Source organism: Pantoea alhagi (genome assembly GCF_002101395.1).
GTDB classification, from domain to species: domain Bacteria; phylum Pseudomonadota; class Gammaproteobacteria; order Enterobacterales; family Enterobacteriaceae; genus Mixta; species Mixta alhagi.
Genome location: NZ_CP019706.1, coordinates 299,620 through 319,461, shown reverse-complemented (window position 1 = coordinate 319,461; position 19,842 = coordinate 299,620). Strand labels below are relative to the sequence as shown.

General features: G+C 50.2%; 21 protein-coding genes, 1 tRNA gene and 1 pseudogene. 11 read left to right on the top strand and 12 right to left on the bottom strand.

The features are described 5' to 3' along the window. Window positions 1–39: 39 nt before the first annotated feature. Both B1H58_RS20535 and B1H58_RS01510 read left to right on the top strand, forming a co-directional pair. Window positions 40–119 (top strand) — tRNA-OTHER (locus B1H58_RS20535). Window positions 120–277: 158 nt separating this feature from the next. Continuing rightward, entirely contained in the window at window positions 278–598 is a 321-nt protein-coding gene (locus B1H58_RS01510; protein ID WP_085067651.1) for a hypothetical protein, read from the top strand. Here B1H58_RS01510 and B1H58_RS01505 read toward each other — a convergent pair. Both B1H58_RS01505 and B1H58_RS01495 read right to left on the bottom strand, forming a co-directional pair. Beyond that, on the bottom strand, window positions 595–1,098 hold the full coding sequence (locus tag B1H58_RS01505; RefSeq protein ID WP_335671925.1) for a DUF4225 domain-containing protein: 504 nt from the start codon (window positions 1,096–1,098) through the stop codon (window positions 595–597). The genes B1H58_RS01510 and B1H58_RS01505 overlap by 4 nt on opposite strands. A gap of 629 nt (window positions 1,099–1,727) precedes the next feature. Continuing rightward, window positions 1,728–2,732: a hypothetical protein gene (locus B1H58_RS01495; RefSeq protein WP_085067648.1), complete on the bottom strand. Its 1,005-nt coding sequence runs from the start codon at window positions 2,730–2,732 to the stop codon at window positions 1,728–1,730. A 697-nt stretch (window positions 2,733–3,429) separates the two neighbouring features. On the opposite strand from B1H58_RS01495, the gene B1H58_RS01490 reads away from it, so the two are divergent. The 3 genes and pseudogenes from B1H58_RS01490 (at window position 3,430) to B1H58_RS01480 (ending at window position 4,934) form a co-directional block, all read left to right on the top strand. Further along, window positions 3,430–3,621: a hypothetical protein gene (locus tag B1H58_RS01490; RefSeq protein WP_085067647.1), complete on the top strand. Its 192-nt coding sequence runs from the start codon at window positions 3,430–3,432 to the stop codon at window positions 3,619–3,621. Between the two features lie 235 nt (window positions 3,622–3,856). Further along, window positions 3,857–4,000 (top strand): annotated as a pseudogene (locus B1H58_RS01485) (hypothetical protein); the annotation flags it as partial. A gap of 112 nt (window positions 4,001–4,112) precedes the next feature. After that, a complete protein-coding gene (locus tag B1H58_RS01480) occupies window positions 4,113–4,934 on the top strand; it encodes a Cof-type HAD-IIB family hydrolase (protein ID WP_085067645.1) in 822 nt (273 codons plus the stop codon). On the opposite strand, the gene B1H58_RS01475 is transcribed toward B1H58_RS01480, so the two are convergent. Then, on the bottom strand, window positions 4,931–6,121 hold the full coding sequence (locus B1H58_RS01475; protein WP_418304134.1) for an iron-containing alcohol dehydrogenase: 1,191 nt from the start codon (window positions 6,119–6,121) through the stop codon (window positions 4,931–4,933). The genes B1H58_RS01480 and B1H58_RS01475 overlap by 4 nt on opposite strands. A 243-nt stretch (window positions 6,122–6,364) precedes the next feature. Here B1H58_RS01475 and gntT point away from each other — a divergent pair, with 243 nt between their 5' ends. After that, window positions 6,365–7,681: a gluconate transporter gene (gene gntT / locus B1H58_RS01470; protein WP_085067644.1), complete on the top strand. Its 1,317-nt coding sequence runs from the start codon at window positions 6,365–6,367 to the stop codon at window positions 7,679–7,681. Window positions 7,682–7,766: 85 nt separating this feature from the next. Here gntT and B1H58_RS01465 read toward each other — a convergent pair whose 3' ends face one another. Then, on the bottom strand, window positions 7,767–8,012 hold the full coding sequence (locus B1H58_RS01465) for a hypothetical protein (protein ID WP_085067643.1): 246 nt from the start codon (window positions 8,010–8,012) through the stop codon (window positions 7,767–7,769). 280 nt (window positions 8,013–8,292) lie between these two features. On the opposite strand from B1H58_RS01465, the gene B1H58_RS21355 reads away from it, so the two are divergent. From B1H58_RS21355 to tatE, 5 genes are all read left to right on the top strand, one after another. After that, the gene (locus B1H58_RS21355) at window positions 8,293–8,376 is read left to right on the top strand and encodes a small membrane protein YohP (RefSeq protein ID WP_442897173.1); all 84 of its coding nucleotides are present in this window, start codon (window positions 8,293–8,295) and stop codon (window positions 8,374–8,376) included. A gap of 959 nt (window positions 8,377–9,335) precedes the next feature. Beyond that, the gene (gene cspE / locus B1H58_RS01455; RefSeq protein ID WP_038627478.1) at window positions 9,336–9,545 is read left to right on the top strand and encodes a transcription antiterminator/RNA stability regulator CspE; all 210 of its coding nucleotides are present in this window, start codon (window positions 9,336–9,338) and stop codon (window positions 9,543–9,545) included. Between the two features lie 340 nt (window positions 9,546–9,885). Then, window positions 9,886–10,311, top strand: coding sequence for a GNAT family N-acetyltransferase (locus B1H58_RS01450; protein WP_085067641.1), 426 nt, complete (start codon window positions 9,886–9,888; stop codon window positions 10,309–10,311). A 45-nt stretch (window positions 10,312–10,356) separates the two neighbouring features. After that, entirely contained in the window at window positions 10,357–11,148 is a 792-nt protein-coding gene (locus tag B1H58_RS01445; RefSeq protein WP_085067640.1) for a deaminated glutathione amidase, read from the top strand. Window positions 11,149–11,309: 161 nt separating this feature from the next. Beyond that, window positions 11,310–11,510: a twin-arginine translocase subunit TatE gene (gene tatE, locus B1H58_RS01440; protein ID WP_085067639.1), complete on the top strand. Its 201-nt coding sequence runs from the start codon at window positions 11,310–11,312 to the stop codon at window positions 11,508–11,510. Window positions 11,511–11,599: 89 nt separating this feature from the next. Here the strand turns inward: tatE and lipA are convergent, their stop codons facing one another. The 8 genes from lipA to rlmH all read right to left on the bottom strand — a co-directional run bounded on the left by lipA (window position 11,600) and on the right by rlmH (window position 19,840). Continuing rightward, a complete protein-coding gene (gene lipA / locus B1H58_RS01435) occupies window positions 11,600–12,565 on the bottom strand; it encodes a lipoyl synthase (RefSeq protein ID WP_085067638.1) in 966 nt (321 codons plus the stop codon). Window positions 12,566–12,737: 172 nt separating this feature from the next. Continuing rightward, entirely contained in the window at window positions 12,738–13,397 is a 660-nt protein-coding gene (gene lipB / locus B1H58_RS01430; protein WP_085067637.1) for a lipoyl(octanoyl) transferase LipB, read from the bottom strand. A gap of 84 nt (window positions 13,398–13,481) precedes the next feature. Continuing rightward, complete coding sequence (gene ybeD / locus B1H58_RS01425) at window positions 13,482–13,745, bottom strand: DUF493 family protein YbeD (protein ID WP_085067636.1); 264 nt, start codon at window positions 13,743–13,745, stop codon at window positions 13,482–13,484. Window positions 13,746–13,844: 99 nt separating this feature from the next. After that, window positions 13,845–15,056, bottom strand: coding sequence for a D-alanyl-D-alanine carboxypeptidase DacA (dacA, locus tag B1H58_RS01420; RefSeq protein WP_085067635.1), 1,212 nt, complete (start codon window positions 15,054–15,056; stop codon window positions 13,845–13,847). A 148-nt stretch (window positions 15,057–15,204) separates the two neighbouring features. Continuing rightward, a complete protein-coding gene (gene rlpA, locus B1H58_RS01415) occupies window positions 15,205–16,299 on the bottom strand; it encodes an endolytic peptidoglycan transglycosylase RlpA (protein WP_085067634.1) in 1,095 nt (364 codons plus the stop codon). Between the two features lie 10 nt (window positions 16,300–16,309). Beyond that, window positions 16,310–17,422, bottom strand: coding sequence for a peptidoglycan glycosyltransferase MrdB (gene mrdB, locus B1H58_RS01410; protein WP_085072206.1), 1,113 nt, complete (start codon window positions 17,420–17,422; stop codon window positions 16,310–16,312). An 8-nt stretch (window positions 17,423–17,430) separates the two neighbouring features. Continuing rightward, window positions 17,431–19,335: a peptidoglycan DD-transpeptidase MrdA gene (mrdA, locus tag B1H58_RS01405; RefSeq protein WP_085067633.1), complete on the bottom strand. Its 1,905-nt coding sequence runs from the start codon at window positions 19,333–19,335 to the stop codon at window positions 17,431–17,433. 34 nt (window positions 19,336–19,369) lie between these two features. Further along, window positions 19,370–19,840 (bottom strand): 23S rRNA (pseudouridine(1915)-N(3))-methyltransferase RlmH, encoded by a 471-nt coding sequence (gene rlmH / locus B1H58_RS01400; RefSeq protein WP_085067632.1) that lies wholly within the window; start codon window positions 19,838–19,840, stop codon window positions 19,370–19,372. Window positions 19,841–19,842 lie beyond the last annotated feature (2 nt).

Below are 19,842 nucleotides of genomic sequence, written 5' to 3'. Positions count from 1 at the left end.
ACAGAACGACACAAACCAAAGCGCGAACATGGATTTCAGGCGTTAAATCAGTGTGTTAAATGACGGTCTATTATCTTCTAAGCCGTAGGTCACAGGTTCGAATCCTGTAGGGCGTGCCATTAAATATCAATTAGTTACGCAATTCGCAAACCTATCTGATTTCCTCCTTTTCACCGCTGACGGTATCGTAGCCAGGTGGATTCTAAAGCAAGCAAAACCTCTCACTTAATCATGATATATTGGCTCAATATCGTAAATTATTTGGGATGAGATTTAGATGAACGATTATGAAAAAAAGCTGCTTGATAATGGTTTTTCTGGTAAAGATATCGGTAAATTAAAAGGTATTATCAAAAAGGATCAAAGCCAGACAGATACTCTGCAAAGTTTAGTTATTGACCTGAATAAAAGGTTTTGGGGAGGAGTTATAGGTTTGGCTTTATTAGCACTGGTGGGTTTATATGGTCTGTTCACTGCTGATAAATCCAGTGCCTTTTCTTATTTTATCGTTCTCGCTTTTGGTATAGTGGTAATTTATTTTGTTACGCCCCTGAATCTGGCGTGGAAGTGTCACAAATTTAAAAAAACAAGCGATTAATTTTTTACCTGAGCATCGTGCATTTGGTAAAGATTCATACCTATACCTGCTCCTTTAGCTGCTGCTCCTGCGCCTTTCAAAGCAAGAGCGGGTTTACTCATTACTTGAACCTTTCGGTAGTAATCAGTTGGGAGATATTTGAACAACCTCCATGCTTCGGGTTTCAAGGATAGTTTTAAAACCCGGTAGTATGAAGTGGTTAGATCAACCACCTGATAAGCAAGCAGCCCTAATCGCTGGTCAAAACCAAAAAATTCAGCTGTGTCTTCATAAGCTTCCCTTACGGGGTTAGAAGGGTCAGGAACGCCTCTTAGCTTATCAATCCCTTCAATAGCAGAGCCAGCGCCATTCACTATCAAACTTGAGCCAGCTACGATTCCTATGACATTTCCAGTAGCAACAGAGCCAGCCAGTAAACCGGCACCGGCTACAATCTGAAAACCACTAAGCACTACACCGATACCGTCTATTATGTATCCGACGATTTTTTCATGGTCAATGAATGGATCACATACGGGGAGCGGGTCAATATGAAGACATTATTAACATCGTGGTGTATTAATCAACGGGGAGCGGGTCACAGAATATAAATCTTTGATGCAAAGTTGCCATTGATAACTAAATTTTAAGAAACTACAGGGCAGATATATAATATATTTCTTTTCCCTGTATTAGTTTAGCCAGTACATTTCAAATTAATGGTTAATTATAAAATTATTGGGGGTTACACATAATTTAAATATAATGTTTTTAACTTAAAAAATAAAGCAATCAGCATCAGTAAGCTACAGCTCAAAAAACCTAATAAAAATGTATAGTAAAGTGGTTTGAGCATATTTATTCTATCGTAATTTTCACTTTCAACAGCAAAGCTATAGGCTTGGCTATCCTTAGCTAAAAAAAATATCTTCTTTTTTTCTTTTAAACGTATGAAAAAATAGGTCATTAGTGGTGAACCTAAATAACCCATATTGCAATGCAATAAATAAGGAGCGGGTAGAATATGATTTTTTTGGAAATCAGAAATAAGTTTACTATACCTGCCCCTATTGGAAAGATAGAGGAGAACGCTTACCATTAGGCAAACAGAAGGAAGTATGATTAAGAACATGATTACTGGTTTCACTCTTCAAATTCCCATGTATTCATAAATTGTATCCATTACAGAGTCACTTGCTTTGGCACCAACATAACCAGCAGCTATGGAGCCAATAGCTGCGCATACTACCGCGCCGGTTCCTGCTGTGGCGATTCCTATTGCTGCGCATACACCTAATCCAGCAACGGAACCAACTGCACCAGCTCCGACACCTGTTAATGTTGAAGTGCCGAACTTACCGTACTCTTTGAATGCTGTTCTTTTGCATTCACTCTCACGTCCCTTGACACAAGCACTGGCCACATCGTTAGTTGTCCCCGCAAAAGCAAACCCTATCCCTATATATCCACCTGATTTTAAGAATTTTGCCGCTTTTGCTGCATTTCCTACATAGCTTGAATATCCGGGTAACCCGCCAAGCCCCACGGTTGACCATTCATGTACTATAGAACGGCTTGAAAGATTCAACGCTCTACGCATGTCCTCGTAAGGTTTAAACTTTACCGCATAGCGGATTAAAGATTTCAGTAAAGGCTTGTTAACAAGTTCTTTTAACTGGTTGAAAAGCTGATTACGTTCTACAAAGAATTGCTGGCTTATCAGTGTTCCCTGGGTGCGGAATTGGTTTTGGTAACTGACTTCTATCTTTTTGAGAGTATTTTCTATCTCTGAAAAATATCTTTCCCCAACGTCACCAATCGTGCCAAAAATTTTATCTCCCGCAGTGGTAAGGGCTGCAATCAAACCGTAGTGTTGCTGCATAAAACTGGCTTCTTCAGAGCTTACGCCAACAAACGCACGGTTGGTTTTTTGTTTCGCCTGTCGTAGAGCGCTGAGCATTTGCATGGTTGGTGAATATGCTGGATCTGCTACGATCACTATCTGTCCTGGATTCAGCCAGGGAGTGTCTGCATTGTTTTGAATAAAAAGGCGGGCGGCTTCTGAGTTGCTGTCACGGAAAAGCATCCTCGCCTGGAAATCAAGGCTCCCAGGTTGTTGGACTATACAGTACGCAGGTGCAAGATTGCGTGGCATTCCATTTGCTCCAATGAACAGTCACTTAGTTAAAGAATTAGAACCTGTTTTTTAGAGATACTTTAATCAAAACTGCCAAGTATTGTAAATAAAAATAATGACTTAGGCAAAAGGCGTTGGTATTTCTGGCTGAGAAAAATCCTGGATTATTCTGCAATTGACTTGTCTGAGTGACCAGCCCCTGTATTAGATACCACCGTCAGTGAGTTATGTCGGTTCGTTTATCTTCAAATTTTCTGCTTCGCCAGTCTGCTGCAGATTCTAATGGCATCTGGTCATTCAGTGCTAAATGGGGCCTGCATTCGTTATAAACCCGCCGTTAGTCATTCATGATTGCTCTGATGTGGTTGATGCCGGTAACTCCTTTATTATCAACTTATTTATTACGACAGCGTCCGTTAAGGCTCTCAGTAAATCCGTCTTTTTTCCGGCTAACAAGGCAACTGGCATCAGAATCATGTTTTGAAATCGGGCTCATAAAGCATCCGAACCAGGGCATTTAATTTGGCCTTTATGGCAGATAAGACTTACACTATTACCGTTGTGCGTTTTTTTGCTCAGAAGGCTTTTTGCTGGTGCGTCGTTAGCGAGGCCGTACGGTTACTGCCTGACGAAGCATTATCAGGAACAAACGATGCTTTGATGAATTATCAAATTATCGTTAAGCCTGAATTTCATGTTATTAAAAGGATCGTTTATGCAACGTGTTCAGCTTAATCATATTACTTTCGATATTGGTTTCGATAATGGGCTTTACTTTGCTCATGCCACGTCTGGCCCGTCATCAACAGGCAAGAGTATTGAAGAATTATCTTCCAGTCTGTCTGAACTCACTGGAATTAAAAAAGAAGATTTATCTGCCCATATCAGCGATATACTTTCCTCCTGATATATCACCAGGTGCTCTCGTAAGAAAGCGTCTGGTGAGCATCATTAATCTGCCCAAATTAAGACATTCTCTGGTTAACACCGTTGATTTTTATACGCTGCTTCGAACCAGAAATTAAACAATTCTTGATATTTCATCATCTTCTCCTTTTTACCGAGCCTCCGTTACAATGTGTCGGCCCTTATCCATTATCCATACTGACATGCCGGAAAAAACGTCTCCGGTAATGAATGTTGCCGATGAGCGCGAACGTATTGTTGAGGTGCTGAAAGAGACTAACGGGGTGGATGCCGGTCCTCGCGGTGCGGCCTGCCGTTTAGGATTAAAACGCACTACGCTGCTGTCGGGAATGAAAAAATTAGGCATCAAGGCGAAGTGAAATGCGTCAGCCAGCCGTTAAAAGAGAGGTCAGTACTAAGACGGGGCAGAAGAGCAGCAAACGGGATCGTCAGCTAAGATCACCCTCAGTTAGCGTAAGCAGAGGCAAAATAATGGCGGATATCAAACTTATTGCTGTTGATATGGATGGCACCTTTCTTGATGACCGAAAAAATTATAACCGTGCGCGCTTTGCCGAACAGTATGCAGAGCTTAAGGCACGCGGTATTCGGTTCGTGGTTGCCAGCGGCAACCAGTATTATCAGCTGCGCACCTTTTTTCCTGAAATTGCACATGAGATCGCCTTTGTGGCGGAAAACGGCGCTTATATCATCGAGGCGGGCGAAGATCGCTTCGTGGGCGAGTTTCCCCACGACGACGTGGAGAAGATTATTGATACGCTGGCACGCGGCAACTACCCTGAGCTCAATTATGTGCTGTGTGGCTACCACAGCGCCTGGTATTTTTCCTCAACGCCCGCTGCCTACATTGAAAAAATGCGCCGCTACTGTTACCGCCTTCAGCCAGTAGAGCGGCTGGATGCGATTCACGATCGTCTGTTTAAATTCGCGCTGAATCTCCCGGATGAGTATGTTCCGATATTAATGGCGGATATCGAGCGACATCATGCCGGTGTTGCGACCGCCGTGACCAGCGGTCATGGCTCTGTTGATCTGATTATTCCTGGTTTGCATAAAGCGCACGGGCTGGCGTTGTTGCAGCAACGCTGGGGGATCACTCATCAACAGGTGCTGGCGTTTGGTGATGGCGGCAACGATCTGGAGATGCTTAGCCAGGCAGGTTTCGGTTACGCTATGGCTAACGCGCCCGAACGAGTGAAGGCGGCAGCAAAGTATCTGGCACCGTCAAATAATCAGGAGGGCGTACTGCACGTTATCCAGCAACTGCTGGAGGGCCGCCCCCCCTTTGATTAATCGGTACAGTGGTAAGCCTGTTCCAGCATCCAGCGCCGTTGCGCAGGGCTGTAATTGACCAGCGAATTTTTACTGTTGGCGCGTGCCACTATCCACCCGACCTCGCTGGCGCTAAGCTCAAGCTTTTGCTGCCAGAAAGGAAACACCGCGTGCTGCTGTAGCCACTGTGCCAGATAGCTTGCCGGTGTCGGGTGCGCTGCGCCAAACAGCGCCAGCTGTAGTTCAGCCATTAATGCCTGTTGCTGCGGATGCTCGCTGTTGTCCAGTAGCGCCAGAAAGGGGAACAGCAGGCGGCCACAGACTTCACCGTGATGCCAGGCTTTGATAGCGCCCAGCTCGCCCGCAATACCGTGGATAACGCCTAACCCGGCCATGCTCAGGCTTAATCCTCCCAGCCACGACGCCATCAACATCGCCTCACGCGCTTCAGCCCCGCGTTCATCCTGACGATTAAGATCGGGCCAGCCCTTAATAAACTGACGCAGGCCGTTAAGCGCGGTTTGCCGGGTAAACATATTCCCTTTGGCTGAAAGCCAGGCTTCAAACAGATGGGTAAAGGCATCGATAGCGCAGCAGGCGAGTACCTTATCGGGCGCGCCGTCGAGTAAATCAGCATCAAGAATGGCAACCTGCGGCACAAAATTAGCGTGACGTAATGAAGCCTTAACCTTGTTATCACGCTGGTCGGTGACTACCGCATTTTGCGTCACTTCGCTTCCGGTGCCCGCCGTAGCAGGAACGGCAATTAACGGCAGCGTCACGCCGCTGACCGGCGTATCGCCTGTTTTTTCCAGATAGCGCAAAGTGTTAAGCGGGTGCTGGCTCATGGCGGCAAAGGCTTTGGCAGCATCCAGAACGCTGCCGCCGCCAATTGCCACCACGCGTTCAACCTTGCCGCGCCAGCGTGCGACCCAGTGGTCAATATTATCTGGCGAGGCTTCATGAGTAACAACTTCATAGCCGATAAGCAACGGCTTAAGCGCCGGACTGATAGCGGCATAGTGCGAGCTGTTAAGGAAAGAGCGGCTGCAAAACAGGAGTGTCGCTTGCGGTGTTTGCTGAAGTAGCGGTAGCAACTGTTGCAGGCTGCCCCGGCCAAAAAAGGTTTGTCGGTTAGCGATCGTCTGGCTGGTCAACACGTTTATTCCCGCCACGGTTTGGTAAGGAGAGGTGAGTTTAACAGTCAACCGCTCCGCTATGGATAGCTCATGAGTGTTAACATGGCGGTAAAAAGTTGATCATCTTCGCAAATCAATAATTCTACCTGCTGCTCTGATTCCAGTGACAATTTGTTACCGCTACCATGTTATCGGTAACAATATGGCAACGCTTCTACTTGCTGCTAAGCATGTCACTCAGTTTATTTCTGTCGTGACCCACAATGATAAAGTCGGCCGTTATTCCTGGCGGCCATTCACCGGAGAAAAATTATGCCATTAGTTATCGTTGCGGTTGGAGTCGCGTTGCTGCTCCTGCTAATGATTCGCTTCAAGCTTAATGGATTTATTGCGCTGATTTTGGTTGCGCTGGTGGTGGGAATAATGCAGGGGATGCCGGTCGATAAAGTGATCGCCTCCATTAAAGCTGGCGTTGGCAGTACGCTTGGCAGCCTGGCGCTGATCATGGGATTCGGCGCGATGCTGGGAAAACTTCTGGCGGACTGTGGCGGGGCGCAGCGGATCGCCACTACGCTGATTGCTAAATTTGGCCACCGTCATATTCAGTGGGCCGTGGTATTAACCGGCTTTACCGTGGGCTTCGCTCTGTTTTATGAAGTGGGGTTTGTGTTGATGCTGCCGCTGGTGTTCAGCATTGCTGCCTCGGCGCGCGTGCCGCTGCTCTACGTTGGCGTGCCGATGGCCACCGCTTTATCTGTAACGCATGGTTTCCTGCCGCCGCACCCGGGACCGACCGCAATTGCCACGCTGTTTAACGCCGATATGGGAAAAACGCTGTTGTTCGGCACGCTGTTGGCGATCCCGACGGTAATTCTGGCGGGTCCGGTTTATGCGCGCTTTCTGAAAAACATTGATAAGCCTATCCCGGAAGGGCTTTACAACCCGAAAACCTTTAGCGAAGAGGAGATGCCTGGCTTTGGCGTCAGCGTATGGACCGCGCTGGTACCAGTTGTGTTGATGGCTTTACGTGCCGTAGCGGAAATGGTCCTGCCTAAAGATAACCCGTTGCTGCCCTGGGCGGAGTTCTTTGGCGATCCGGTAATGGCAACCCTGATAGCGGTACTGATTGGTATTTTTACCTTTGGTCTTAATCGCGGCCGCAGTATGGAAGAGGTGATGGATACGCTGACTGATTCCATCAAGATTATCGCCATGATGCTACTGATTATCGGCGGCGGCGGCGCCTTTAAGCAGGTACTGGTGGACAGCGGCGTGGACAAATATATTGCCGGTCTGATGCATGCTACTAACCTGTCACCTATTTTTATGGCCTGGTCGATTGCCGCCGTACTGCGTATTGCGCTGGGATCGGCAACCGTTGCCGCCATTACTGCTGGTGGTATTGTTGCGCCGCTGATTGCCACTTCCGGTGCCAGCCCGGAGCTGATGGTGATCGCCGTGGGAGCAGGCAGCGTCATTTTCTCGCACGTTAACGATCCTGGCTTCTGGCTGTTCAAGGAGTATTTTAACCTGACCATTGGTGAAACCATGCGCTCATGGTCGGCGCTGGAGACCATTATTTCGGTTTGCGGGCTGGTGGGGTGTTTGCTGCTCTCTGCTCTTATCTAAGCTAAGGCAGCAGCGACGCTGATATTCCCGGTTGCGCTGCTGCCCGAAGCATCAAGACAGGGCATCCTGTGGGGGCCCAGGTCATTTAATGCGGCTGATTAAAACCCGCTTTTATCATTTGCTCACGCAGCGCCCGCGTAATTTCACGATTGCCGCCGGTGACCGGATAGATAACGTTATTAACCACATCATCCAGATAATGCTCGTCAAACTCCTGTAAAGAGAGCTGGTCGCCACCCTCATTGTTGATGGCAATTGTCCCCTTGATATGATTACCGGCATGGTTCGCCTTCAGACAATATCTGCCCATATTGGTATCAATCGTACTCATAAGGCCTCCTTTTACAGGCTGACAAAAAGTCACTAAGACACCGGGTTGATACCCGCATTAAGTTTAGCGTTCTTTATTTCACAGAGCGAAGCGGTGGGGCAGGGGAAAGGTGAAGGGCGCGATCGGGTTCGCAAAATGCAAAATCTCTATCCTGAACTATACTTAAGCGACAGATAACGTTGCGGTTGTTGACCAACTGGCGCTCAGATTTTATTGAAAACTGACCGCAGCGCATTTTACTTATCGGCTTATCGGCATAGTTGTCTACAGGGAGAATGGAATGAAAATTATACTTTGGATTATTGCAATTATCTTTATCGTTGGGTTACTGACGCTTACCGGTGTATTCAAGATTCTGTTTTAATTTAACTGGCGGCACCTCAGACGGGTGCCGCTTTTCTAAGGTCTGAGCCGGCTATTGCGCTGCCTGATAAGGCAGTGGGCAATAGGGTCTATTTCTGTATGGGGTAATACATCCTGTACGGTAAAAGGTTTAAAGCAATAAGCACATACCGCGCCGTGGTGAAATTTTCCTTTTTGGTCCCCGGTAGTATAACGAAACCTTTTGCTGCCACAGGCGGTACATCGTACTTTCATGACCATCCTTATCTTCCTTATTGCTGATTTCGCGGCGTGAAATATCTTAGCAAAAACATATGAAAGATCTATAAATTTACTTAATCTGTTCAAGGTTGTTATGATCACCTGATAAATCAATGAAAAATAAGTAAATTTAATGAATGTTTTTACTGGTCTACGCTGTAAAGATAAGAAAAAGCTGTTTTCAATGATTTTTCTCAATAATAGAGCAATTGTTAATCGGTGGGTATTTCTTTCTCATTAGAAAAAGGAAAGCTTCTGATGCGTGTTATCTCTACTGTTGCTTTAATGCACAAGTGGCTTGTTGTTAAAAGCTGAAGCCCGGCTGAATGAGAGGGGGATCAGATAACTTTACGGCGATAAAAAATGCTGTTTATCTTTTGCTCAATGGCATTATCGCCTGGCGTGATAATTTTTCGCCGCAAAGGTTGAGGCGCTGGTAAAAACCGTTTTTTACCGCGTTTTTTTAGATAGCAAGACAATAACAAAAATTATATTAGTTAAATCATTGAGTTATGATTTTTTAAGATGAGGGGATGAAGGCAGTTGCCCTTGAATGACGCTTCTCTGTGACATTTAATGACTTCTACAAAGTGGTCACATACGAAAAAAAAGCGATATTTATCACTTTTTCTTCACGACGCACTGGACAAAAGGCGCGGCAATTGCTGTACTTAACCCCGACACAGTTTAGTGTCCATTTTTCATGTAAAGGTAATATAGATGTCCAAGATTAAAGGTAACGTTAAGTGGTTTAATGAGTCCAAAGGATTCGGCTTCATTACTCCGGAAGATGGCAGCAAAGACGTATTCGTACACTTCTCTGCTATCCAGAGCAATGGTTTCAAAACCCTGGCCGAAGGTCAGCGCGTTGAGTTTGAAATCACTGACGGCGCAAAAGGCCCATCTGCTGCTAACGTTATCGCTCTGTAAGTTAACAGTCAGAATTTTAAAAACCCGCCTGCTGGCGGGTTTTTTTTTGCCTAATTCAGCGGTAGAGATATAAACCGATAAAACCAATCAGCGAAACGCAGCTTAACGTCAGAGCAAAGAGTTCAGACAGGCTACGCGGCATCAAATTTTTCATTATTACTCCTTCCCGTAAAATTTTCCCTCAGTGTGCCGTCGTAAGATTAAGGAAACATTAATTATTGCCTGACCGCACATAAAAAGCGGGAGTTATGTTTTACCTCCGGTATCCGCTTGCTTCCCTGCCTTAACTACAGTTATAAACAGGTAACCCAACGCGGTAAGCGTATCTGAAGGAGGCGCAATGAACATCAGGCCAGCTCAAACTAAAGACAGTTTCGCCTTAATCGCTTTACTGCATGAATTAGGCTACGGTGGCACCGAAGGCCTGATGGATCACCGCTTACAGCAGCTGATTGACCATCCCGATGAGATGTTGATGGTGGCCGAGGACAGGCAAACTGTGCTGGGCTTTTTATCACTGCATTTTATTCCACAGCTGGCGCTGGCCGGTGATTTTGCTCGTATCAGCTATTTCTGTATTGCCGACGGCGAGCGTAGCAAGGGCGTCGGGCAGCATTTGCTACAGCATGCTGAACAGCTGGCGCGTGAACGGGGCTGCGATCGCATGGAGGTGCATTGCCATGAGGCGCGTATCAAAGCTAACCAGTTTTATACGCGTGAAGGCTATAGCGAATCGCCCTGCTATCGCATCAAACTGCTGGCGTAAGAGATCATGGTCCGGACAGCGGGTCAGCGTAAGGGAGGGAAGAAGATGAAAGTCGCTATGGGGCAGTTTGCTGTCGCGCGTGAATGGCAGAAAAATGCACATACCTGTATTGAGCTGATGCAGCAGGCGCAGCAGGCAGGCGCTGCATTGCTGGTGCTGCCTGAAGCGGTATTAGCGACCGATATCCAGGACCCAGGGCTGGCAGTAAGAGAGGCGCAGCCGCTGGATGGCCCTTTTCTTACTCAGTTGCTGGCTGCCAGCCGGGAAAGCACGCTAACGACGATATTGACCCTTTATGTTCCTGATGGCTCACAGCGGGCGATTAACGCACAGGTGGCTCTGCGCGGCGGGGAAATTATTGCACGCTACGATAAGCTGCATCTTTACGATGCATTTGCGATGCAGGAATCACAGCGCGTCACCGCTGGCCTGGCTGTTCCGCCTTTGCTGGAGGTGGGCGAAATGAAAGTTGGCATGATGACCTGTTACGATATCCGTTTCCCGGAGCTGGCACGTCGCCTGGCGCTGGATGGTGCCGATGTGCTGGTGCTGCCGTCGGCGTGGGTCAGAGGGCCGCTAAAAGAGATGCACTGGGACGTGCTGGTTACCGCAAGAGCGCTGGAAAATACCTGTTATGTGATTGCGGTAGGCGAATGCGGGCCACGTAATATTGGCAGCAGCCTGATTGTCGATCCGCTGGGCGTCGCCATTGCCCGCGCTGCGGAAAGCCCGGCTCTGGTATTTGCCGAACTGGATGCGCAGCGCGTTAAAAGCGCCCGTGAAAGGCTGCCGGTTTTAGCCAATCGTCGCTTTAGCCGCCCCGAACTGGATGCCTGACGCTTGGTATCCTTCAGGTGAGCGGGAGCGGGATAAGCAACCACACGCCTGCGTTGCGCTTCAAAAAAAATTTGTAATCTGTTACAAGTGGCAGTTGTATTAGGTAACGTTCTGCGCGTTAATAGCCGGCATTGGCTTCTCGTTTAAGGTAAGAAGGTGTTATGGAAGGTATCAGCATTGCCAAGTTACTGGTTATTGGTGCGTTGATCGTACTGCTGTTCGGCACGAATAAACTCCGTTCGCTGGGTGGTGATTTAGGTGCCGCCATTAAAGGCTTTAAAAAAGCGATGAAGGATGAAGATGCGGCACCGGCTGCGAAAGCAGAAGAAATGCCTGCTGAGCGCGTTACCCATAAAGAGTAAACCCTGCGGCAGCGTTAAGTTACAAATTGTAACTTCGCAGCGGTAATAAAAAACGCAGCTCATGGCTGCGTTTTTTTGCAATAAAGCGCTTATTTAACTTCCAGCCCTTTCGCCTGCAGATCGGCGTGATAGGAAGAGCGTACAAAAGGACCGCAGGCGGCGTGAGTAAAGCCCATCGCCAACGCTTCCTCTTTCATTTCATCAAATTCTGCCGGGCTGACATAGCGCTGAACCGGCAGGTGATGACGGCTTGGCTGCAGGTACTGACCCAGCGTAAGCATGGTTACGCCATGACGACGCAGATCGCGCATCACTTCGATAATTTCCGCATTGGTTTCACCCAGACCCACCATCAGGCCCGATTTGGTCGGGATATCCGGATGTGCTTCTTTGAAACGTTCCAGCAGCTTTAGCGACCACTCATAGTTAGCGCCGGGACGCACCTGACGATAGATACGCGGCACGTTTTCCAGGTTGTGGTTAAACACATCCGGCGGCGTTGCGGTCAGGATCTCCAGCGCACGATCCATACGGCCACGGAAATCTGGTACCAGCGTTTCGATTTTAATCGTTGGATTTTTTTCACGAATTGCGGTGATGCAATCAGCAAAATGCTGTGCGCCGCCGTCACGCAGATCGTCGCGATCCACTGAGGTCACGACCACATAGCGCAGGCCCATATCAGCAATAGTTTGTGCCAGTTTGGCTGGTTCGTTGCTGTCTGGCGTAAGCGGGCGACCATGCGCTACGTCGCAGAATGGGCAGCGACGAGTACAGATGGCACCCAGGATCATAAAGGTGGCCGTACCGTGATTAAAACATTCTGCAAGGTTAGGGCAGGAGGCCTCTTCACAGACAGAGTGCAGACCGTTTTTACGCATCGCCGCTTTAATGCCCTGAATACGGCTGGAGTCGGCGGGCAGTTTGATCTTCATCCATTCCGGCTTGCGCAACAATTCCTGGCGCTCGGTTACCACGGTTTTCACCGGGATTAACGCCATTTTGTCTGCGTCGCGATATTTGACGCCGCGTTCCATCTGAATCGGTTTACTCATAAGCTTGCAGTTTCCAGGTTGGATTGCAGTTTGAAAAGAGGCGGTAACTCAACGAGCCGGCTGCTTTTTCAACTTTATTTGAAAAAAGTGCAAAAATTATATCATTTCAGCGCCTGACAAACAGCCTGACGGCGTGCTAAAAAGTTGCAAATTTGTAAAGCAGCCTGCACCTTTACAAAAAAGCAGAGCGCTCCGCTGGCTGCCAGCTGGCCGATGGGATCGCCACCTGCTGCAAAAACTTTTCAATCAGCACGGGCTGCACGTCTTGCGGCGTAATACCGGCACGAAACGCACTTAGCTGCGTCATCTCCAGTCCGGCGTAGCCGCAGGGATTAATGCGCTGAAAAGGCGCAAGGTCCATAGCGATATTCAACGCCAGCCCATGAAAAGAGCAGCCCTGACGAATACGTAGCCCGAGCGAACAGATTTTTTTACCATCCACATAGACGCCGGGAGCATCGGGGCGCGCACAGGCTGCCACATCATAATGCGCCAGCGTCTCAACCACCGTTTGTTCGATAGCGGTAACCAACTGACGTACACCCAGCTTGCGGCGTTTCAGATCGATTAATACGTACATTACCTGCTGTCCCGGGCCGTGATAGGTTACCTGGCCGCCGCGATCGCTTTGCACCACGGGAATATCGCCGGGCATCAGCACATGTTCTGCCTTACCCGCCTGACCCTGTGTAAAAACCGGAGGATGCTCTACCAGCCACAGCTCATCCGGCGTATCGGCAGTACGGCTATCAGTAAACTGATGCATGGCAAGAGAGACAGATTCCCAGGGGCGCAGACCCAACGGGCGAACAATAAGAGGAGGCTGCTGCAAAACGTGCTTTCCGTTCCAGATAAAGAGGGAAGTATAACGCTGCTCCTGGACGAGCTCTACCCGCCCAGGCTAACGCGCATGGAATTACAGCACCATACGCACAATTTCGATTTTGCCCAGCTCTTCATACAGCGTTTCAACCTGCTCAATATGCGTCGCGGTGATGGTAATCGAGACGGAGTGATAGTTGCCTTTGCTGCTGGGTTTTACATCTGGCGTATAATCGCCTGGCGCATGACGCTGCACCACTTCCACCACGTGATCAACCAGCTCCGGCTGTGCCAGTCCCATGACTTTATAGGTAAAAGAACAGGGAAATTCGAGCAGTTCGTTCAGTTTGGTTTTCATAGAGACTCCGGTGCTAAAAAAAAGACTCCCGCCGCAGCGGGAGCTTACACATAATCAGGATATAAGGGCGAACAGGGCGAATATCAACCGCCTCGCGCCTTAACCGAACCAGTGGTGAAACATCAGCTTAATATAATCCACGATGCGGCTAAAGAAACCCCCTTCCGGCACTTCATTCAGTACCACTAACGGGCGCTGCTCAATCGTTTTGCCATCCAGCTGGAAGTTGATGGTACCGACCACCTGATTTTTCTGCAGCGGCGCATGCAGTTCGGTATTGCTCAGCACGTAGCTGGCTTTCAGATCTTTCATCCGTCCGCGTGGAATGGTCAGATACATATCCTTACTGACACCAAGCTGAACGCGATCGCTGTTGCCAAACCATACTGGTTCAGAGGCGAACTCTTTTCCAGCCTTCAGCGGCGCAACGGTTTCAAAGAAACGGAAGCCCCAGGTCAACAGCTTTTTACTTTCAACTTCGCGGCCTTTATAAGTATGGCCGCCCAGTACCGCCGAGATCAGACGCATCTGGCCTTCAGTCGCAGAAGCGACCAGGTTATAACCGGCTGCGGAGGTATGGCCCGTTTTGATGCCGTCAACGTTCAGGCTGGTATCCCACAGCAGGCCGTTACGGTTCATCTGACGAATATTGTTGAAAGTGAACTCTTTCTCTTTATAAACCGCATACTCTTCCGGCACATCACGGATCAGCGCCTGACCAATCAGCGCCATATCGCGCGCGGAACTATACTGGCCATCCGCATCCAGACCATGCACCGTCTGGAAGTGAGTGTTTTGCAAGCCCAGCGCTTTGACATAGTTGTTCATCAGACCGACAAACGCATCCTGACTGCCTGCCACATAGTCCGCCATAGCGACGCAGGCGTCATTGCCGGACTGCAGCACAATACCGCGCGTTAGCTGGGAAACCGGCACGCGATCGCCCGGCTTCAGGAACATCAGCGAAGAGCCACGGAACACCGGATTTCCGGTCGCCCAGGCATCCTGGCCCACGGTAACCATATCATCCTGATGAATTTTGCCTGCCTTCACCGCCTGACCAATAACATAACTGGTCATCATTTTGGTCAGGCTGGCCGGGTCGCGACGTGCGTCGGCATTCTTTTCAGCAAGGACTTTCCCGGAGTTATAGTCGATCAGGATATACGCTTCTGCGTCAATATCCGGTACGCCAGGGATCATGGTTTTAAGATTAATATCTTCAGCCAGCGCGGCCTGGCTCAGGCTCAGGGCAATCACGGTGCCCGCCGCCAGGCGCTTAAAATAGTGACAGGTTTTCAGCGTATTCATGTTAAGGACAACATCATCCGTGGAGGTTAGTGAAAAAAGTGCCTTACTATAGCAAAAGGCGTTTTTACAGGCATCCAACTTTGCGTTGACAAAATAAACAGCCAGCCTGTTTTTTGTTGTCTTAACGCAAAGTGGCTGCCGTTGGTTTTTACATGCCGCTTTGAATCACGGTAATAAAGGATTGCTGACTGGCTTCACTAATCAGCCGCTGCTGCAGCGCCGCCGCCTGTTGACGGGAAGCAAACGGCCCCAGCTGTACGCGATAAAGTTTACCGCTGCTGGCTACCGTACCGGGAACGCCAAACTGCGATTTCAGCTTCTCCGCCCACTGTTGCGCCCGATCGGCATCGCTGAGCGCACCAACCTGGACGACATAATTTCCCGCTGCCGCAGAGGGTGCCGCCGCCGCAGGCACGCTGCCTGCCGCAGGTGATGGCGAGGCCGCTGGCGTTTCTGGTTCGCTGCCTTCCAGTACGCCCGCATGGAGCGGCGTTGGCGCACCAAGGAAGCCGCTGCTGCGTACCGGTGCGCCCATTGAGCTATCGCTGGTAAGCGTACTGTTATCCACCGGATGTATATTTTGCGGCTGTTCAGTCGCTGCTGGCTGTGCCGCCGCAGCGGAGCCGCCCATCATCATCGTTCCGCCACCGATATCGGGAGGCGACGGTAAGGCGTAGCTCTGTTTGGCGACCACGGTGCCAATGGTGCCGGGACCGGAAAGCGAGCCGTCCGGCGCAACCTTGATGTAATCAACACGTACGCGCGTGTTATTGGATATGTTCAGTCGATCCCCGGCCGCGCGCGAAAGGTCAATAATGCGGCCTGGCGTGTAAGGGCCGCGATCGTTAACGCGCACCACCAGTTGCCTGCCGTTGGCAAGGTTGGTTACCCGCACATAGCTGGGCAGGGGCAGGGTAGGGTGAGCTGCGGTTAACCCTTCCTGATCAAAGGTTTCACCGGTAGCGGTACGCGTACCGTTAGCCTGCTCGCTATACCAGCTGGCCAGTCCGGTTTCGCTATAGTTAGAGGGATCTTTAATAATCCGCCAGGTTTTGCCATTGACACTGTAGTCCTGGCTGGTAGCCGGATTTATCGGCTCATAGCGCGGCTCGACGCCGCCGATCTCGACAACCGGGCCGTTATAAACAGGCTGCTGCGGAGCGGGCGCCTGCTGTTCTGTGGGAGTCGTACAGGCGGCGAGCAGCAGCGAAGCTGCACCCACCCAAAGCCAGTCCTTACGCATCGAGAGCCTCTTAAACGCTTTTAGACAATAATTTTCGGTGTGTGTGAATTGACATAACGATGCCAAATCCAGCCATCAGTACAATCAGCGCTGAGCCACCATAGCTTACCAGCGGCAAAGGAACGCCAACCACCGGTAAGATACCACTAACCATGCCAATATTAACGAAAACGTAGACAAACAAAATCAGCATCAGGCTGCCTGCCATTACCCGGCCAAAAGTGGTTTGAGCGCGCGCAGCGATAACCAGGCCGCGCATGATCAGCATCAGATAAAGGGCCAGCAGGATCAGGACGCCTACCAGCCCCAGCTCTTCAGCCAGCACTGCAAAGATAAAGTCGGTATGACGCTCCGGCAGAAACTCCAGCTGTGACTGGGTGCCATGCAGCCAGCCTTTACCGCGCAGGCCACCAGAGCCGATAGCGATCTTAGACTGAATAATATGATAGCCGGCACCCAGCGGATCGCTTTCCGGATCCAGCAGCATCATCACGCGGTCACGCTGATAATCGTGCATCAGGAAAAACCACAGTATCGGAATAAAGGCGGCAACCAGCAGGACGGCTACGCCGATCAGTTTCCAGTTCATACCGGCTAAAAACAGCACGAACAGGCCAGAAGTGGCAACCAGAATCGATGTGCCGAGATCGGGCTGAGCGGCTACCAACAGCGTGGGCACAAAAATCAGCACCAGCGCAATACCAGTATTCTTTAACGTCGGCGGGCAAATATCGCGGTTAATAAAACGTGCCACCATCAGCGGGACGGCGATTTTTGCAATCTCCGAAGGCTGAAAGCGAACTATGCCAAGATCCAGCCAGCGCTGCGCGCCTTTACTGATATGCCCGAAGGCATCTACCGCAATCAACAGCACCACGCAAACCAGGTAGAGGTAGGGCGCCCAGCCTTCATAGACGCGTGGCGGCACCTGCGCCATCGCCACCATTACCGCCAGGCCCATAAAAATCTGGCCGATTTTACGCTCCATCATACCGGGATCCTGGCCGCTGGCGCTCCACATAACAAAGGCGCTGTAGATCAGCAGGCAGGAGATAATAATCAGGAACAGGGGATCGATATGAATCTTGGTCCAGATCGATTTTTTTTGCGGATTATCGTTCATGGACATTGTTATTCACCTTCATAACCGGGCGGGGTCGGTGCGGCATCCGGCAGCACCGTATTATTATCGCCTAACATAATGTGGTCGAGGATCTGGCGCATCACCGTGCCCACAGCCGGACCTGCACCGCCATTCTCCAGGATGATGGTTACCGCGACGCGCGGCTTATCGTAAGGTGCAAACGCAGTCATTAACTTATGGTCGCGCAGCCGCTCGGCAATTTTGTGCGCATTATAGGTTTCATTCTCTTTCAGGCCGAACACCTGTGCCGTACCGGATTTTGCGGCAATTTTATAGGGTGCGTTATCAAAACTTTTATGCGCGGTGCCATTAGGCCGGTTAGCTACGCCGTACATGCCATCTTTGGCAATCTCCCAATAGCCGGAGTGAATATCGCCAATCGGGGCAGACGGCGGCTGACGATAAGGCACCAGCACATTGTTTTCCCGCGTAGCGCGCAGCAAATGCGGCGTTTTGATTACGCCGTCGTTGATTAAAATCATCAACGCTTTGTTCATCTGCAGCGGCGTTGCCGTCCAGTAGCCCTGACCGATGCCCACCGGAATGGTATCGCCCTGATACCACGGCTTTTTAAAGCGCTTCATTTTCCATTCGCGCGTCGGCATATTGCCGGGATTTTCCTGCGGCAAATCGATACCGGTGCGCTGGCCGTAGCCAAATTTATTCATCCACTCTGACAGGCGATCGATACCCATATCATAGGCAACCTGATAGAAGAAGGTATCCGCTGACTCTTCAAGGGATTTGGTCACATTCAGCCGACCGTGTCCCCACTTTTTCCAGTCACGGTAACGTTTTTCAGAGCCAGGCAGCTGCCACCAGCCAGGGTCGAACAGGCTGGTGTTACGATTGATAACCCCGGCGCTTAGCGCGGAAACGGCGACATAGGGCTTCACTGTTGATGCCGGCGGATACGCGGCCTGAATAGCGCGGTTATAAAGCGGGCGGTTTTCATCCTGCAGCAGCGCCTTATAATCCTTGCTGGAAATGCCATCAACAAACAGGTTCGGATCGTAGCTTGGCGTGGAAACCATCGCCAGAATCTCGCCGGTACGCGGATCGCTCACTACCACCGCCGCACGGCTGCCGACCAGCAGCGTCTCAATATATTGTTGCAGCTTAAGATCGATGGTCAGCCAGATATCACGCCCGGCCTGCGGCGACTGCTCATGCAGCTGACGGATCACACGGCCACGGTTGTTGACCTCAACTTCTTCATAGCCGGTTTTGCCGTGCAGCACATCTTCGTAATAGTTCTCGATGCCCAGCTTGCCGATATCGTGCGTTGCCGCATAGTTAGGCCATTTACCCTCTTTATCCAGGCGCGCCACGTCACGATCGTTAATTTTAGAGACGTAGCCCACCACATGGGTCAGCGTTTGACCGTAAGGGTAGTAGCGCCGCTGGTAACCTTTTACCTCAACGCCGGGAAAGCGATACTGGTTCACGGCGAAACGGGCGACCTGCACATCATTCAGCGCAGTTTTTAAGGGGATTGAGGTAAAGCGACGCGACCGCTTACGCTCTTTCTCAAAATTTTCAATATCATCATCGGTGAGATCGAGTACCGGCCGCAGTGCCTGTAGCGTCTCCTTGAGGTTATCGACTTTTTCCGGCACCAGCTCCGCCTGATAAATGGTGCGGTTCAGCGCCAGCGGCGTGCCGTTGCGGTCATAGATAATGCCGCGGCTGGGCGCAACTGGCACCAGCTTGATGCGGTTTTGGTTAGAACGGGTGCTGTAATCTTCGAAGCGTAAGATCTGCAGATGATACAGGTTGAAGACCAGAATACCTGAGAGCAATAAAATGCCGACGAACGCCAGCAGCGCCCGCCGTACAAACAGGGTTTGCTCGGCAGTATAGTCACGAAAAGCGTTACGTTGAGATTTCATCCGCTGTTTGAGATGTCCGTTTGGCCTTATCGGATTATTCACGATGATAAGGATGATTCGCAGTAATGCTCCATGCACGATACAGGCTTTCTGCAACCAACACGCGTACCAGCGGATGAGGCAGCGTAAGCGCTGAAAGAGACCAGCTCTGTTCCGCTGCAGCTTTGCAGGCTGGCGACAACCCTTCCGGGCCGCCAATCAGCAGGCTGACATCGCGGCCATCCTGCTTCCAGCGCTCCAGCTGTTGGGCAAGCTGTGGCGTTTCCCAGGGCTGTCCGGGAATATCCAGCGTCACAATACGGTTACCCTTGCCGACGGCAGCCAGCATCGCTTCCCCTTCTTTTTCAAGAATGCGTTTGATATCCGCGTTTTTACCGCGCTTGCCGGCAGTGACTTCGGTCAACTCCAGCGGCATATCTTTTGGAAAGCGACGCAGGTATTCCATAAAGCCGGTTTGAACCCAGTCCGGCATTTTGGTGCCTACGGCAACAAGCTGCAACTTCACGA

What these genes read in the sequence shown, in the direction of transcription:
- rlpA (WP_085067634.1), bottom strand. Translation starts at nt 16,299, where the DNA reads ATGCGTAAGGACTGGCTTTGGGTGGGTGCAGCTTCGCTGCTGCTCGCC.
- B1H58_RS21355 (WP_442897173.1), top strand. Translation starts at nt 8,293, where the DNA reads ATGAAAATTATACTTTGGATTATTGCAATTATCTTTATCGTTGGGTTA.
- gntT (WP_085067644.1), top strand. Translation starts at nt 6,365, where the DNA reads ATGCCATTAGTTATCGTTGCGGTTGGAGTCGCGTTGCTGCTCCTGCTA.
- cspE (WP_038627478.1), top strand. Translation starts at nt 9,336, where the DNA reads ATGTCCAAGATTAAAGGTAACGTTAAGTGGTTTAATGAGTCCAAAGGA.
- mrdA (WP_085067633.1), bottom strand. Translation starts at nt 19,335, where the DNA reads ATGAAATCTCAACGTAACGCTTTTCGTGACTATACTGCCGAGCAAACC.
- B1H58_RS01445 (WP_085067640.1), top strand. Translation starts at nt 10,357, where the DNA reads ATGAAAGTCGCTATGGGGCAGTTTGCTGTCGCGCGTGAATGGCAGAAA.
- ybeD (WP_085067636.1), bottom strand. Translation starts at nt 13,745, where the DNA reads ATGAAAACCAAACTGAACGAACTGCTCGAATTTCCCTGTTCTTTTACC.
- dacA (WP_085067635.1), bottom strand. Translation starts at nt 15,056, where the DNA reads ATGAATACGCTGAAAACCTGTCACTATTTTAAGCGCCTGGCGGCGGGC.
- B1H58_RS01490 (WP_085067647.1), top strand. Translation starts at nt 3,430, where the DNA reads ATGCAACGTGTTCAGCTTAATCATATTACTTTCGATATTGGTTTCGAT.
- B1H58_RS01510 (WP_085067651.1), top strand. Translation starts at nt 278, where the DNA reads ATGAACGATTATGAAAAAAAGCTGCTTGATAATGGTTTTTCTGGTAAA.
- lipA (WP_085067638.1), bottom strand. Translation starts at nt 12,565, where the DNA reads ATGAGTAAACCGATTCAGATGGAACGCGGCGTCAAATATCGCGACGCA.
- B1H58_RS01450 (WP_085067641.1), top strand. Translation starts at nt 9,886, where the DNA reads ATGAACATCAGGCCAGCTCAAACTAAAGACAGTTTCGCCTTAATCGCT.
- B1H58_RS01495 (WP_085067648.1), bottom strand. Translation starts at nt 2,732, where the DNA reads ATGCCACGCAATCTTGCACCTGCGTACTGTATAGTCCAACAACCTGGG.
- tatE (WP_085067639.1), top strand. Translation starts at nt 11,310, where the DNA reads ATGGAAGGTATCAGCATTGCCAAGTTACTGGTTATTGGTGCGTTGATC.
- mrdB (WP_085072206.1), bottom strand. Translation starts at nt 17,422, where the DNA reads ATGAACGATAATCCGCAAAAAAAATCGATCTGGACCAAGATTCATATC.
- B1H58_RS01480 (WP_085067645.1), top strand. Translation starts at nt 4,113, where the DNA reads ATGGCGGATATCAAACTTATTGCTGTTGATATGGATGGCACCTTTCTT.
- B1H58_RS01465 (WP_085067643.1), bottom strand. Translation starts at nt 8,012, where the DNA reads ATGAGTACGATTGATACCAATATGGGCAGATATTGTCTGAAGGCGAAC.